The sequence below is a fragment of the Streptomyces sp. NPDC057302 genome (genome assembly GCF_042667685.1).
In the GTDB taxonomy this organism is placed as follows: domain Bacteria; phylum Actinomycetota; class Actinomycetes; order Streptomycetales; family Streptomycetaceae; genus Streptomyces.
Map to the genome: position 1 here is coordinate 82,444 of NZ_JBHUZJ010000016.1, position 12,636 is coordinate 95,079.

Annotated in this window: 13 protein-coding genes; 9 read left to right on the plus strand and 4 right to left on the minus strand. The window is 72.8% G+C overall.

Features of this window, described 5'->3' with window-relative positions; all coding sequences use genetic code 11:
* Window positions 1–15: 15 nt before the first annotated feature.
* Entirely contained in the window at window positions 16–591 is a 576-nt protein-coding gene (locus ACFUPX_RS14725; protein WP_383320929.1) for a TerD family protein, read from the minus strand.
* Between the two features lie 186 nt (window positions 592–777).
* On the opposite strand from ACFUPX_RS14725, the gene ACFUPX_RS14730 reads away from it, so the two are divergent.
* Window positions 778–1,173, plus strand: a complete 396-nt coding sequence (locus tag ACFUPX_RS14730) for a BlaI/MecI/CopY family transcriptional regulator (protein ID WP_383320931.1) — start codon at window positions 778–780, stop codon at window positions 1,171–1,173.
* A gap of 78 nt (window positions 1,174–1,251) precedes the next feature.
* Here the strand turns inward: ACFUPX_RS14730 and ACFUPX_RS14735 are convergent, their stop codons facing one another.
* The gene (locus tag ACFUPX_RS14735; RefSeq protein WP_383320932.1) at window positions 1,252–1,707 is read right to left on the minus strand and encodes a tellurite resistance TerB family protein; all 456 of its coding nucleotides are present in this window, start codon (window positions 1,705–1,707) and stop codon (window positions 1,252–1,254) included.
* 72 nt (window positions 1,708–1,779) lie between these two features.
* Between ACFUPX_RS14735 and ACFUPX_RS14740 the strand changes: the two genes are divergently transcribed.
* The 3 genes from ACFUPX_RS14740 to ACFUPX_RS14750 all read left to right on the plus strand — a co-directional run bounded on the left by ACFUPX_RS14740 (window position 1,780) and on the right by ACFUPX_RS14750 (window position 4,442).
* Entirely contained in the window at window positions 1,780–2,457 is a 678-nt protein-coding gene (locus ACFUPX_RS14740) for a transcriptional regulator (protein ID WP_383320934.1), read from the plus strand.
* A gap of 180 nt (window positions 2,458–2,637) precedes the next feature.
* Entirely contained in the window at window positions 2,638–2,796 is a 159-nt protein-coding gene (locus ACFUPX_RS14745; RefSeq protein WP_383320936.1) for a hypothetical protein, read from the plus strand.
* A gap of 17 nt (window positions 2,797–2,813) precedes the next feature.
* Window positions 2,814–4,442, plus strand: a complete 1,629-nt coding sequence (locus tag ACFUPX_RS14750; RefSeq protein ID WP_383320938.1) for an amidohydrolase — start codon at window positions 2,814–2,816, stop codon at window positions 4,440–4,442.
* Here the strand turns inward: ACFUPX_RS14750 and ACFUPX_RS14755 are convergent.
* Window positions 4,417–5,097 carry a 4'-phosphopantetheinyl transferase gene (locus tag ACFUPX_RS14755; protein WP_383321076.1) on the minus strand — a complete coding sequence of 227 codons (681 nt, stop codon included), beginning with the start codon at window positions 5,095–5,097 and terminating at the stop codon, window positions 4,417–4,419. The two genes, ACFUPX_RS14750 and ACFUPX_RS14755, sit on opposite strands and share 26 nt — an antisense overlap.
* A 100-nt stretch (window positions 5,098–5,197) precedes the next feature.
* Between ACFUPX_RS14755 and ACFUPX_RS14760 the strand changes: the two genes are divergently transcribed.
* Genes ACFUPX_RS14760 through ACFUPX_RS14775 form a run of 4 tightly spaced genes read left to right on the plus strand, consistent with a single transcriptional unit; the run spans window position 5,198 to window position 9,953 of the window.
* Window positions 5,198–5,824, plus strand: a complete 627-nt coding sequence (locus tag ACFUPX_RS14760) for a YigZ family protein (RefSeq protein ID WP_383320940.1) — start codon at window positions 5,198–5,200, stop codon at window positions 5,822–5,824.
* A 57-nt stretch (window positions 5,825–5,881) separates the two neighbouring features.
* Window positions 5,882–8,248 (plus strand): FHA domain-containing protein, encoded by a 2,367-nt coding sequence (locus ACFUPX_RS14765; protein ID WP_383320942.1) that lies wholly within the window; start codon window positions 5,882–5,884, stop codon window positions 8,246–8,248.
* A gap of 11 nt (window positions 8,249–8,259) precedes the next feature.
* Window positions 8,260–8,931: a hypothetical protein gene (locus ACFUPX_RS14770; protein WP_383320944.1), complete on the plus strand. Its 672-nt coding sequence runs from the start codon at window positions 8,260–8,262 to the stop codon at window positions 8,929–8,931.
* Complete coding sequence (locus tag ACFUPX_RS14775) at window positions 8,931–9,953, plus strand: serine/threonine-protein kinase (protein WP_383320946.1); 1,023 nt, start codon at window positions 8,931–8,933, stop codon at window positions 9,951–9,953. The genes ACFUPX_RS14770 and ACFUPX_RS14775 overlap by 1 nt, the downstream gene beginning before the upstream one ends.
* On the opposite strand, the gene ACFUPX_RS14780 is transcribed toward ACFUPX_RS14775, so the two are convergent.
* The gene (locus tag ACFUPX_RS14780; protein WP_383321079.1) at window positions 9,950–11,146 is read right to left on the minus strand and encodes a streptophobe family protein; all 1,197 of its coding nucleotides are present in this window, start codon (window positions 11,144–11,146) and stop codon (window positions 9,950–9,952) included. The two genes, ACFUPX_RS14775 and ACFUPX_RS14780, sit on opposite strands and share 4 nt — an antisense overlap.
* A gap of 519 nt (window positions 11,147–11,665) precedes the next feature.
* On the opposite strand from ACFUPX_RS14780, the gene ACFUPX_RS14785 reads away from it, so the two are divergent.
* Entirely contained in the window at window positions 11,666–12,604 is a 939-nt protein-coding gene (locus tag ACFUPX_RS14785; protein ID WP_383320949.1) for a DUF6777 domain-containing protein, read from the plus strand.
* Window positions 12,605–12,636 lie beyond the last annotated feature (32 nt).

Below are 12,636 nucleotides of genomic sequence, written 5' to 3' on the forward strand. Positions count from 1 at the left end.
ATGGCTACGCGTACGTCAGACGTTCACGCCGAAATCCGACGCGATGCCGCGCAGCCCACTGGCATAACCCTGGCCGACCGCGCGGAATTTCCACTCCGTGCCGTGGCGGTAGAGCTCGCCGAAGACCATGGCGGTCTCGGTCGACGCGTCCTCGGAGAGGTCGTAGCGGGCGATCTCCGCGTTGTCCGCCTGGTTGACCACGCGGATGAAGGCGTTGCGGACCTGGCCGAAGCTCTGGCCGCGGTTCTCGGCGTCGTGGATGGAGACCGGGAAGACGATCTTCGTGATGGTGGCGGGGACCGCCGCGAGGTTCACCTTCACGGCCTCGTCGTCGCCCTCGCCCTCGCCGGTGAGGTTGTCGCCGGTGTGCTCGACCGAACCGTCGGGGCTCTTGAGCTGGTTGTAGAAGATGAAGTGCTCGTCGGAGACGACCTTGCCCGAGTCGTCGCAGAGCAGTGCGCTCGCGTCCAGGTCGTAGTCCGTGCCGGTGGTCGTGCGGACGTCCCAGCCCAGGCCGACCAGGATGGCGGTGAGGCCGGGGGCCTCCTTGCTGAGCGAGACATTGCCGCCCTTGGCCAGGGAAACTCCCACGATGTCCTCCTGAAGTCCTGAGGTGAAGTGCGTACCGGCCGTGGTCAGGGCCGGAGGTTAAAATCTACAGCACTGTAGAAATTGCCGGGGTGCCACGTCCCGGTACTTCGTCCCGTTGCCGCGTCCCGTTACGATGTGGCGCTCCTCTAGGGGCCGTCAAGAGCGCAGTCAAGAGAGGGGCGCGGAATGGAGCGGCAGGACCGCGACGCGCGACAGCCCCGCCTCCGGCGGCGCGGGCAGGGCGAGTTGGAGGCGCAGGTGCTCGGGACGCTGCACGGCGCGGCGCGGCCCGTGAACGCGTCCTGGGTGCAGGAACGTATCGGCGGAGGGCTCGCCTACACCACGGTGATGACGATCCTGACCCGGCTGCTCGCCAAGGGCGCCGTCACGCGAGAGCGCGTGGGCCGGTCGTTCGAGTGGAGTTCGGCCGCCGGCGGGGCGGGGCTCGCCGCGCTGCGGATGCGCGAGGTGCTCGACGGCGAGTGCGACCGGGGCGCCGTCCTCGCCAGCTTCGTCACCACGCTCTCGCCCGACGACGAGCGGCTGCTGCGCGGGCTCATGGGGTCGACGGGCGGGGCATGACGGGCGGGGCGTGACGGGCGGGACGCAGGGGCCCGCGGCGAACGGCCGCGAGCCCTGCGGCCTGCAGCCTGCGGTGGATCAGAGGTCGAACTCGTGCGGCGGCAGGTCAAGCGCGAAGCACGCCTCGCGCACGACGGCCCGCTCGGTCGGGTCGAAGTCGCCGTCCGCGCCGCCGATGACGATGCCGATCTGGATCACGGCCCGCGCCTCTGCGGGCTTCTTCTTCGCCTTGGCGACCTCCTGCAACACGCTGACCTTTCCGAAGTCGAAGTCGGACGTCAGCTTGTCGAGGTAGTCGTCGAAGCGGCGCCGCAGATCGTCGGCGGGGAAGTTCTGCAGCACCTCGTTGGTGGCGATGAGTTGAGCCACGCGCTGTCGCTCGGAGGGGTCGATGGAGCCGTCCGCGGCTGCCACGAGGGCGCACATCGCCATACTGGAGTCGCGGAAGGCGCCGCTCTTGAGGTCGTTCTTCTTCGCCATGAGCTGGGTCTGCATCGTCGATGCGGATTCCTTGACGCGGTCCCACAGGGCCATGAGAGCTCCGTACGTTGGTTTCTTGTTTCTACAGCAGTGTAGAAACTAGCAGGCGCGCAGGAAGGTCGGACGATGACACGGACCGCACAGGAACTGCTCGACGGCGTGGTGGCGCAGCTCGCCCCTGACCCGGCGGCCAACCCGCTCGTCCCGCGCCTCGCGGACGGCACCGCGAACCGTTCCGCGATCACCGCTCTCGCTCTGGAGCAGCGCTCCGTGATCCCCGCCGACCGCCGCTCCTTCCTGCACCTGGCCGAACGCTCGGCCGCCGCGGGGGAAGCCGAGTGCGCGGCCTTCTTCCGCACCCTCGCCGAAGGCGAGACGCTCGCCTTCGACCGGCTCGACGCCCTGGTCGCCGCATGTGGCGTGGACAAGACCGGCGCCGACGCGTACGAGCCGCGCGCGGGCTGCCAGGCCTATCCGGCGTACGTGGCCTGGCTCGCCCTCAACGGCGCTCCCGCCGACGTGGTCCTCGCCCTGACCGCCAACTTCGCGGCCTGGGGCGCCTATTGCGCGACGCTCACCCACGCCCTTCCCGCCCACTACGGCTTCAGCGAGGAGGCCTGCGGGTTCTTCGCCTTCTTCGCCGAGCCCGCGCCCGACCTGGAGCGGCAGGCCCTCGCCGCGGTGCGCGCGGGCATGGGCCGGGGTCTCGACGCGACAGGGACGGCCCTGCGCTACGGGAAGCTGCTGCAGCGCTACGAGGCGATGTTCTGGGAGACGCTGGCCGACCCGGCGCGCGGCCTCTGACGCCCGCCGACGCTCGCTGACGCCCGCCGGCGCCCTGAGCCTCTCCGGAACCTGATCTCGGGAGTACCCGCGTGACCCCACCCATCTCACGCTCGCCGCCCTCGCGGTGTACGGGTTCTTCCGGCGCGACCGCAGAGGCATGCCCGCCCGGCGGGTGGTCGCGGCCCGCTGACGGCCTGCGTGGGCCTCGTCGTACTGATCGTCTCGGTGTGTGCCAACCTCGGTCTCCTGACCGGGGCTTCGGGTGGCGTCGACGCGGCGCTGATCGCCCCGCTTCCCGCGCTGTTCGTGGCGGGCGGGTACGAACGGCTGACGACGGTGGACGCGGAGCGCGTGTGACGGAGGGGCGGGGCGGCATGACGGACGAGACGGTGACGAGGGTCTTCCTGGGGGCGGTGCGCACCGGGAGCGGTGTCCACACGGACACCACGGCACTCGCTGTGCGCGGCGGACGCGTCGTCGCGCTCGGCGACGAGGCGCGTGCGATGGCCGAAGTGGCCGATGACGTCGTGGAGTTGGGGGATGGACTGCTCCTTGCCGCCTTCGGCGACGGGCACGCCCACCCGCTCTTCGGGGGTCTGGAGAGCTTCGGGCCGCAGATCAAGGACCTCACCTCGGTCGACGCGATCGTCGCGGAGGTCGGGCGGTGGGCCGCGGCCCATCCGGACGCACAGTGGATCGTCGGCGCCTCCTACGACCCCGCGCTCGCGCCCGACGGCGAGTTCGACGCGCGCTGGCTGGACGCGGCGGTGTCCCAACGGCCCGTCGTGCTGCGGGCGTACGACTACCACACGGTGTGGTGCAACACGGAGGCGCTGCGCCGGGCCGGGGTGCGGGACGCGACGCCGGATCCGCGCCTCGGCTGGATCGTCCGGCGTCCCGACGGCTCACCGATGGGCACCCTGCGCGAGTGGCACGCCTGCGACCTGGTGCTCGACCAGGTGCCCGCGCGCGAGGAGGCCGAACTGGTCGAAGCCGTGCGCCGCGCGGGGCAGACGTACGCGCGAGCGGGCATTACCTGGGTGCAGGACGCCTGGGTCGAACCGGAGATGGTGGACGCCTACGTGGCGGCGGCCCGCCGTGACGCGCTGAGCGTCCGGGTGGACCTGGCCCAGCGCGCCGACCCCGACCGCTGGCGCGCACAGCGGAAGCAGTTCGACGCCGCGCGCGGGCGGGTGAGCGCCGAGGGCGGCCCGCTGCTGTCCGCGCGCACGGTGAAGTACTTCAGCGACGGCGTGATCGAGGGCGGTACGGCCGCACTGCTCGCCCCCTATCTCGACGCGCCGCACAGCTGCGGCATGCCCGTGTGGGAGCCGCGCGCGCTCGCCGAAGCGGTGTGCGCCTTCGACGCCGACGGCTTCCAGACGCACATCCACGCCATCGGCGACGCGGGCGTACGGGCGGCGCTCGACGCGGTGGAGGCCGCGGTCCTCGCCAATCCGGCCTGGGACCGGCGGCCCGTGATCACCCACGTCCAGCTCGTCGACCCGGCCGACCTGCCGCGCTTCGCCGCGCTCGGCGTCATCGCCAACTTCGAGCCCCTGTGGGCACAGCCCGACCCGCTGCAGACCGACCTCTCGATGCCGCGGATCGGCGCCGAACGGTCCGACCGGCAGTACCCCATGGGGGAGTTGGCGCGCGACGGAGTACGGCTCTCCTTCGGCAGCGACTGGCCCGTGAGTTCGCACGAGCCCCTCGACGGCATCCAAGTCGCCGTCACCAGGCGCACGTTCGACGGAATCCCGCAGGACGGCTGGACCCCGCACCAGCGGCTCACCGTGGAGCAGGCCCTCGCCGCGGCCACCAGCGGCGTCGCCCACCAGGCGGGCGCCGACGACCGCATCGCGCTCGTGCCGGGAGCGCCCGCGGACCTGGTCAGGCTCTCCGCCGACCCGCGCACGGTCGACCCGATGGCCATCCGGCACGTGCGGGTGCTCGGCACCTGGCTGGGCGGCGCCCCTACCTACCGGGCGCGGGAGGAGTGAGGGGCAGCACGATGGCGGTGACGGCGATCCCCTCACGTATCGACCAGCTGCCCCGGAACTCCGTCAGCTCGCGGCCCGCCACCGTCGGTCCCGGCACGAGGAGCGTCGCGATGAACCCGCCGTGCGGGTCCAGGTCGATCCGCGCCTCCTCGAAGTCGAGCCAGCGCCCGGTGAGCGGGAACCACGTCTTGTAGACGGACTCCTTGGCGCTGAAGAGCAGCCGGTCCCAGGGCACGTCGGGATGCCGGGTGCCGAGCGCGGCCAGAGCCGTGCGCTCCGTCTCGTCCGAAACCAGCTTCAGGACCCCGGGATCGGCCAGCGGAGCGGCCGGCTCCGCGTCGACGCCGATGGACGTGACCTCCGAGGCGCGGGCCACGGCGGCGCCGCGGTAGCCCGCGCAGTGCGTCATGCTGCCGACGATGCCGTCGGGCCAGCGCGGGGCTCCCTTGGCTCCCGGCAGGATCGGCACGGGCGGCAGGCCGAGCCCGGCCAGGGCGGCGCGGGCGCACTGCCGGACCGTGCTGAACTCGCGGCGCCGCTTGTCCACCGCCCGCGCCACCACGTCCTCCTCCTCGGGAAACAGGAAGGGATCGGCCGGGTCCTCGCGGGTCTCCACGACGGTGACGGGAGCGGCGGCGAGCAGCGACTCCAACACGTCGGTACGGCTGGGAACTTGGCGTACGGGATTCGAAGGTGACGTCACAACGGATCACCGTACCGGGGCCGTGGCGTGCGCGGGGTCCTACCCTGGCGTGATGCACGACGAGTACCGCACAGTGGCCCGCGAGGCCGTGCACGAGACCGAGATCAACCGCTCGCGCTTCCTGTGCGCCCTCGCGCCCGCGGCCACCGAGGGGGAGGCCCAGGACTTCGTCGCGCGCATCCGCAAGGAGCACCCGTCCGCCTCGCACAACTGCTTCGCGTACGTCATCGGGGCCGACGCCGGGGTGCAGAAGGCGAGCGACGACGGGGAGCCCGGGAGCACGGCCGGTGTGCCGATGCTCCAGATGCTGCTCCGCCGCGACATGCGGTACGTCGTCGCCGTCGTGACCCGCTACTACGGAGGCGTCAAGCTCGGCGCCGGCGGGCTGATCAGGGCCTATGGGGGATCGGTCGGCGAGGCGCTCGACGCGGTGGGCACGCTGACCCGCAGGCGCTTCAGGCTCGCCACCGTCACGGTCGACCACCAGCGCGCGGGCAAGATCCAGAACGATCTGCGGTCGGCGGGGCGCGCGGTGCGCGACGTCCGCTACGGGGACGCGGTGACCATCGAGATCGGCCTTCCCGACGCGGACGTCGAGGCCTTCACGGCCTGGCTGGCGGACGCGACGGCGGGCAGCGCGGTGTTCGAGCTCGGGGGAGAGGCGTACGGCGACGCCTGAGGCCGGGCGGGCCCCCGACCCCAGGCGCAAATGGAGGTAAATGGGTAGAATTCAGGCATGGGAGAGCGGCCTGGAGTGCCGACTGCGCCCGAACTCGTCCTGGAGACCGACACCGGATCGACGGTGATGAGTCCGAGCCGGGACTATCACGTCGGGCGCGATCCCCTGAGCGACATCGTCATCGACGACGCCCGCGTCTCCTGGCACCACGCCGTCCTGCACGCCGAGCTCGACCACTGGACGATCGAGGACGAGCACAGCACGAACGGCACGTACGCCGACGGGCGGCGCATCCACGAGTTCGGCGTCGGACCCGGCAGCGTCCTGCGCTTCGGCAGCGTCGCGGACGGCCCGAGAGCCGTGCTCGTCGGCCACGAGCCGCCCCCGCCCCCCGCTCCGGCCCCGCCCGAGCGCCCCTCCGCCGTCCGCACCCCCTCCGCCACCGGCACCTTCCGGCAGCCGACGACCGTGCGCCCGCTGCCCGCCCGCACCGTCCGCATCGGCCGCGCCGCCGACAACGACCTGGTCATCGACGACCTGGTGGTCTCGCGCCGCCACGCGGAGCTGCGGGTCCTGGCGGACGGCTCGTACGAGATCGCCGACCTCGGCAGCCACAACGGCACCTACCTCAACGGCCAGCCGGTGGACCGGGCGCCGGTCGCGCCCGGGGACATCGTCGGCGTCGGCCACCGCGCGTACTGCCTCGTGGGCGATCAGCTCCAGGAGTACGTCGACACCGGCGAGGTGTCGCTCGACGTACAGGAGCTGACGGTCGCCGTGGACCGGGGCCGCAAGACGCTCCTCGACAAGGTCTCCTTCCCCGTCGGCGAGAAGTGCCTGCTGGCCGTCGTCGGCCCCAGCGGCGCGGGGAAGTCCACCCTCCTCAACGCCCTCACCGGCCTGCGCCCCGCCGACGGCGGCACCGTCCTCTACGACGGCCGCGACCTCTACCGCGACTACGCGGAGCTCCGACAGCGCATCGGTCTCGTGCCGCAGGACGACATCCTGCACGCGCAGCTCACCGTGCGCAGGGCTCTTGGCTACGCCGCCGAACTGCGCTTCCCCCAGGACACCGAGAAGGCGGAACGCCGGGCCAGGGTCGACGAGGTGATCCGTGAACTCGGCCTCGAACAGCGCGTCGACCAGCCCATCCACAGCCTCTCCGGCGGCCAGCGCAAGCGCGTGAGCGTCGCCCTGGAACTGCTCACCAAGCCCTCCCTGCTCTTCCTGGACGAGCCGACGTCCGGACTCGACCCCGGTATGGACCGCTCGGTGATGCACATGCTGCGCGGCCTCGCCGACGACGGCCGCACGGTCGTCGTCGTCACGCACAGCGTGCTCAGCCTCGACGGGTGCGACCGGCTCCTCGTGCTCGCGGCGGGCGGCCGGATCGCCTACTACGGGCCGCCACGGGACGCGCTGCCGTTCTTCGGCTTCGAGGAGTGGCCCGAGGCGTTCGAGGCCTTCGAGGGGGACCGCGACCGGGACTGGGCGGGGGAGTACCGCCGCTCGCCGTTCCACCAGCAGTACATCGTCAACTCCTCGGCGCAGCCGCCGCTGCCGCAGGGCGCCGCGGCTCCGGTCGCCTCCTTCGCGCCACCGCCGAAGGCGCAGAGCTGGGGGTCGCAGCTTCGGACGCTGGTGCGGCGGTACGCGGCCGCGCTCGGCGCGGACCGGACCTTCCTCGCGATCATGATCGCGCTGCCGTTCGTGATGGGCGCCATGGCCCGCGCCCTCGCCGGCAGCAGGCTGACGCAGGAGACGGCGATGAACGCGCTGCTCATCCTCTGCGTGGGCGGAGTCCTGACCGGCGCGGCCAACGCCGTGCGGGAACTGGTCAAGGAGCGGGTCATCTACCGGCGCGAACGGGCAGTCGGGCTCTCCAGATCGGCGTACCTGATGTCCAAGGTCGTCGTACTGGGCACGATCACCGTGCTCCAGGCCGTCGTGCTGAGCCTGGTGGCGCTGCTCGGCGTCGATCTCAACGCGCCGGGCGGCGAGGGCGTGCTGCTCCCGCCCCTCGCCGAGATCACCTTGGCGGTGGCCCTCCTCGCCTTCACGGCCATGATGCTCGGGCTCCTGGTCTCGGCCCTGGTGCGCAAGGAAGAGGTGACGATGCCGCTCCTCGTGCTCCTGGCCATCGTCCAGGTGGTGTTCTGCGGCGCGCTCCTGAAGCTCCACGGGGTGCCTGGCGTCGAGCAGCTGGCGTGGCTCGTGCCCTCGCGGTGGGCGCTGGGCGCGATGGCGGGGACGATCGGCCTCGGCAGGATCGTGCCGGGTGAGCTGACGGCCGATCCGCTCTTCCGCCACTCCGCGGGTGTCTGGCTGATCAACATGGGCATGCTGGTGGCTCTCTCGGTCGTCTTCGGATACGTGGTCGCCAGGCTCCTGCGACGGCACGAACCCGCCGTCATGCGGAAGTAGGGGCGGACGGGATGACCACCGCGGAGTTCCGGCCCACACATGTCGTCCCCCAGGACGGGCTGCCCGCCTGGGAGACACCGGACGCGAACCGCCCGACGGCGCCGCTCGACGCACTGCTGCCCGTGCGCCTCGCCGACCGGCTCGGGGACTGGGGCCGGATCGTCTGCGCCAACGGCTGGTCGGCCTGGGTCGACGCCCGCCTCCTGATCGCCGTACCCCGCGATCCGCCGCCCGCCGGCTCCCCCCTGGCCCGCACGGCGGACCCGGACCAGCTCCTGGCACGGACGGAGGACGCCCTGCGCCACTACCGCCGCGCGACGCAGGACCTGGCGACCGGCGCCACCGACGCCGAGACCTTCCGCGACCGCACGCGCGGCCTGCGCGCGGGCATGGTGGTGGACGGCGAGTCGATCTGGCTCTACGACGCCGAACACGAGCGCTGGGTGTACTGCGACGGGACACAGCTGAGCACGTACGCGGCGGGCCAGGACCCGAGCGTCCACGGCGACGGAGAGATGACGGAAGGGCCCGGCGAAGTCAGCCCGGTCGGCCCGGAGCCCACGCAGGTGGTCGAAGCCGTCTCTGGTCCGGGGACCGTGCCCGCCTCGAACGGCGAAGTCCGGGCCCGCGACCCCGAACCGTACGGCGCACCCGGCCCGCACCTTCGGCCCGGTGACGGCTGATGGGGACCGCACCGCCCGACGACGTGTCGGCGGGCCCGAGTGTCCACTCCGGGCGGCCGTCCGAGCTGGTCGGGCAGCGGATCGCGGGGTATCGCGTCGAGCGGGAGATCGGGCGTGGCGGTATGGCCGTCGTCTACCGGGCCAAGGATCTGCGCCTCGACAGGACCGTGGCCCTGAAGCTGCTCGCCCCCGAGCTCGCGCGCAACGACACCTTCCGGCAGCGCTTCACGCACGAGTCGCGCGTGGCCGCGGCCATCGAGCATCCGCACATCGTGCCGGTCTTCGAGGCGGGCGAGACGGACGGCGTGCTCTACATCGCCATGCGGTACGTTCCCGGGCTCGACCTGCGCCACCTGCTCGACGAGTCGGGCCCGCTCCCCCTCGGGGCCGCCCTGCGCATCGCCACGCAGGTCGCTTCGGCGCTCGACGCGGCCCATGACCACGGCTTGGTCCACCGCGACGTCAAGCCCGGCAACATCCTCGTGGCCAAGGGCACGGACGGCGACCACCCGGAGCACGTCTATCTCACGGACTTCGGGTTGACCAAGAAGTCGCTGTCGCTGACCGGGTTCACGACCGTGGGCCAGTTCGTGGGGACCCTCGACTACGTGGCGCCCGAGCAGATCTCCGGGCGTCCCGTGGACGGCCGGTGCGACGTCTACAGCCTCGCCTGCGTCGTCCACGAGACCATGGCGGGCGGTCCGCCCTTCCAGCGCGACGACGACATGGCCCTGCTCTGGGCCCATCAGTACGACCAGCCGCCCCGGCTGACCGAGCAGCGCCCCGACATCCCCGCGTCGCTCGACGCCGTCCTCGCGAAGGCGCTGGCCAAGAGCCCCGACGACCGGTACGGCTCCTGCCTGGAGTTCACGGCCGCGTTGCGTGCCGCCGCCACGGGTGGCGTGCGGGGGCACCCTCCCACTCGGGTGGACGCCCAGGCCGTGGCAGCAGCCGCCGACCCGGGAGCGCCTCCGCAGCCGCCCCGCTGGGCGCGCCCTGTCTTTGGGCGGCTGCCCGGCTAGGGCTGCGGGCGCCCCTCCCGCTCCACCTCGCCGCGCCGGTGGACCCGCCGCGCGAGCAGGCCGCCGATGAAACCGGTGACCAGGCCCCAGGCCACGGCGAGGATCAGCGCGGTCCACAGCTGCGGGCGCAGCTTCACCAGGCCGGACAGGCCGCCGCCGAGATCCCCGATGCCCAGGAGCGAGAGGCCGTAGTGGGCGAAGACGCGGGCGAGCAGACAGACGGCGAGCACCGTGAGGGTCAGCGCCACCGCCATGTGCACGGCATGCTGCCAGGGCCGCATCCGGGCGGGCGAGCGCGCCGCCATCAGGAACGCGGCGCCCAGGACCATGACCGCCGCGACGACGAGCAGCCACCACACCCGGCCGTCGTGCTCGGCGAGCGTCCGCAGATTGAGCGTCGAGTCGTCCGGAGTGCGCAGTACGTCGTCCAGCGCGCGCGGCACGGGCAGTCCGAAAGGACCGTCCACGCGGCCCTCCCAGGACGCGCCGAGGCCGATGGTGAAGGCGAGCCAGACGAGGTTGGGCAGCCCGAGCAGCAGTACCGCGAGCGTCTCGGCCACGTGCCCCTTGGTCGCCGCGACGATCAGACCGATGACGAGCCCCAGGGCGACGTACGCGAGCAGCAGCACCACCATGGCGTGGGCGGCGGGCCGCACCGACTCCTGGAAGCGCACCAGACGGGCCGGGAGCGGAGCCGCGCGCGAGACCAGCAGCGCCACGGCGAGGACACCCGCCAGCCACAGCAGGCCGAACAGGAGGGTCAGCGGCACGTCGGTCTCGAAGCCGACCTTGGGCGTGGCCCCCAGCAGATCGCCGATGTCCGCCGCGGCGCCGTCCCCGAGCCCGATGGTGAACCGGTGGCGGGCCAGCAGTCCGAGGCCGATCAGGAGCAGGACCCACAGCACCGCGAACCGCGCGGCCCAGCCGGCCAGCTCCTTGGTGTCGGCGACGGCCCGGTGCCGCAGCGGCCGCAGGAATCCGGCGGCGATCACCAGCGCCCCGGCGAGGGTGACCGAGAGGGGGAGCACGGAGAGCCCCGCGTCCGCCCCGGCGAGCGACCCGGCGTCCCCGGAGAGGCCGACGGAGCCGCCGACCGCCATCACGACGACGGCCGCGACGACGCTCGGGAACGCGCCGCCCGGCAGGTCGGCGGCTCCCGCGGCCCACAGGCCGAGCGCGGCGACGACGGCCATGGCCACCAGCGCGGCGAGCACGGTGACGAGGGCGTGGGGCCAGCCGTGGGGGGCCCGGCCTGGCGGTTTCTGGTCGCTCACGCTGTCACGCTAAGCAGCGCCGGGGCGTCGCGCCCCTCGGGAGGGCCGACCGCGTCGGCTTGCGGGCTCCCCGGGAGCCGGACAGACAATAGTCGCGTAACGGTAGAAACCGTTCGTCGCGGTCCCCTACGCGATCCCCTATGCAGGGAAGAAGCCTTCGTGAGCGCCGAACCGCCGTCGTCAGGACGCCCCACAGGACCCCCGTCAGGCCCGCTTTCGGGTCCTTCGCAGCCGGGCCCCTCGGAGCCGGGACCTGCGCAGACCGGCCCTTCGCGGCCGGACGCGACTCAGGCGGGCTCGACGCCACCGCCCGGCGGGGACCGGCCGTCGGAACCTCCGGGCGGTCCGCCGAGCGGCCCTCCCGGCGGCACTCCGGACGGCGCCGGCCCCGGCGGGCGCCCGGAGCCGGACCGCCCCTGGTGGCGGTCGGCGCCGCGGGTGGCGGCGATCGCCCTCGTGCTCGTGGCCGCGGTCGTGCTGACCGTCGTCCTCACCCGGCCCGACAGTTCGGACGGCACCGCGCAGTCCGGTGGCGAGGTCCTCCTCCAGCCCGCGGGGAAGGCGGGCCCCGATCCCTTCACCGGGTCGAGCGCCCGGGAGGACTCCACGCCCTCGTCCCCGAGCGCGCTGCCGAGCTCCTCGGCATCGGCCAACGTGACGCGCGGCGTCGACGGCTCCGCTCCCGGCCTCTACGGCGGGACGCGCAAGGTCGGCAGCTGCGACGTGGAGAAGCAGGTCGGCGCCCTCAAGCGGGACCCGGTCAAGAGCAAGGCGTTCGCCTCGGTCCTCGACATCGAGGCCTCCGCCGTCCCCGCCTACCTGCGCTCGCTCACACCCGTACAGCTGCGCATGGACACCCGCGTCACCAACCACGGCTACCGCGACGGCGGCCCCACCGCGTATCAGGCCGTCCTGCAGTCCGGCACCGCCGTCCTCGTCGACGACCGGGGCGTGCCGCGCGTGCGCTGTGCCTGCGGCAATCCGCTGCTGCCTCCCGTCGCGCAGAAGAGCACCCCGAAGCGGACGGGCCAGGCGTGGCCCGGCTACCAGGCGTCGAACGTCGTGGTCGTGGCGCCCGCCGTCCAGGTCGTGAACGTGTTCGTCATGTACGACCCCGAGAGCGGGGACTGGTTCGAACGTGACAAGGGCGACACGGGCGCAGGCGACACGAAGACCAGGCCGCCGGTGAACGAGCCGTCCCCGTCGGCCTCCTCATCCGCCCCTTCCTCCGCATCCCCGTCATCGCCCTCCCCGTCTCCCTCCTCCTCCCTCTCCTCTTCTGCCTCCTCTTCCACCTCTCCCTCGTCCGCGTCCCCTTCCTCCGGTGAGCCCTCCTCGCCGCGGGAGCAGCCGCCGTCGTCCCCGGTGTCGGATTGAGGTTCGTGATCGAGCAGGGGCCCACAGGCGCT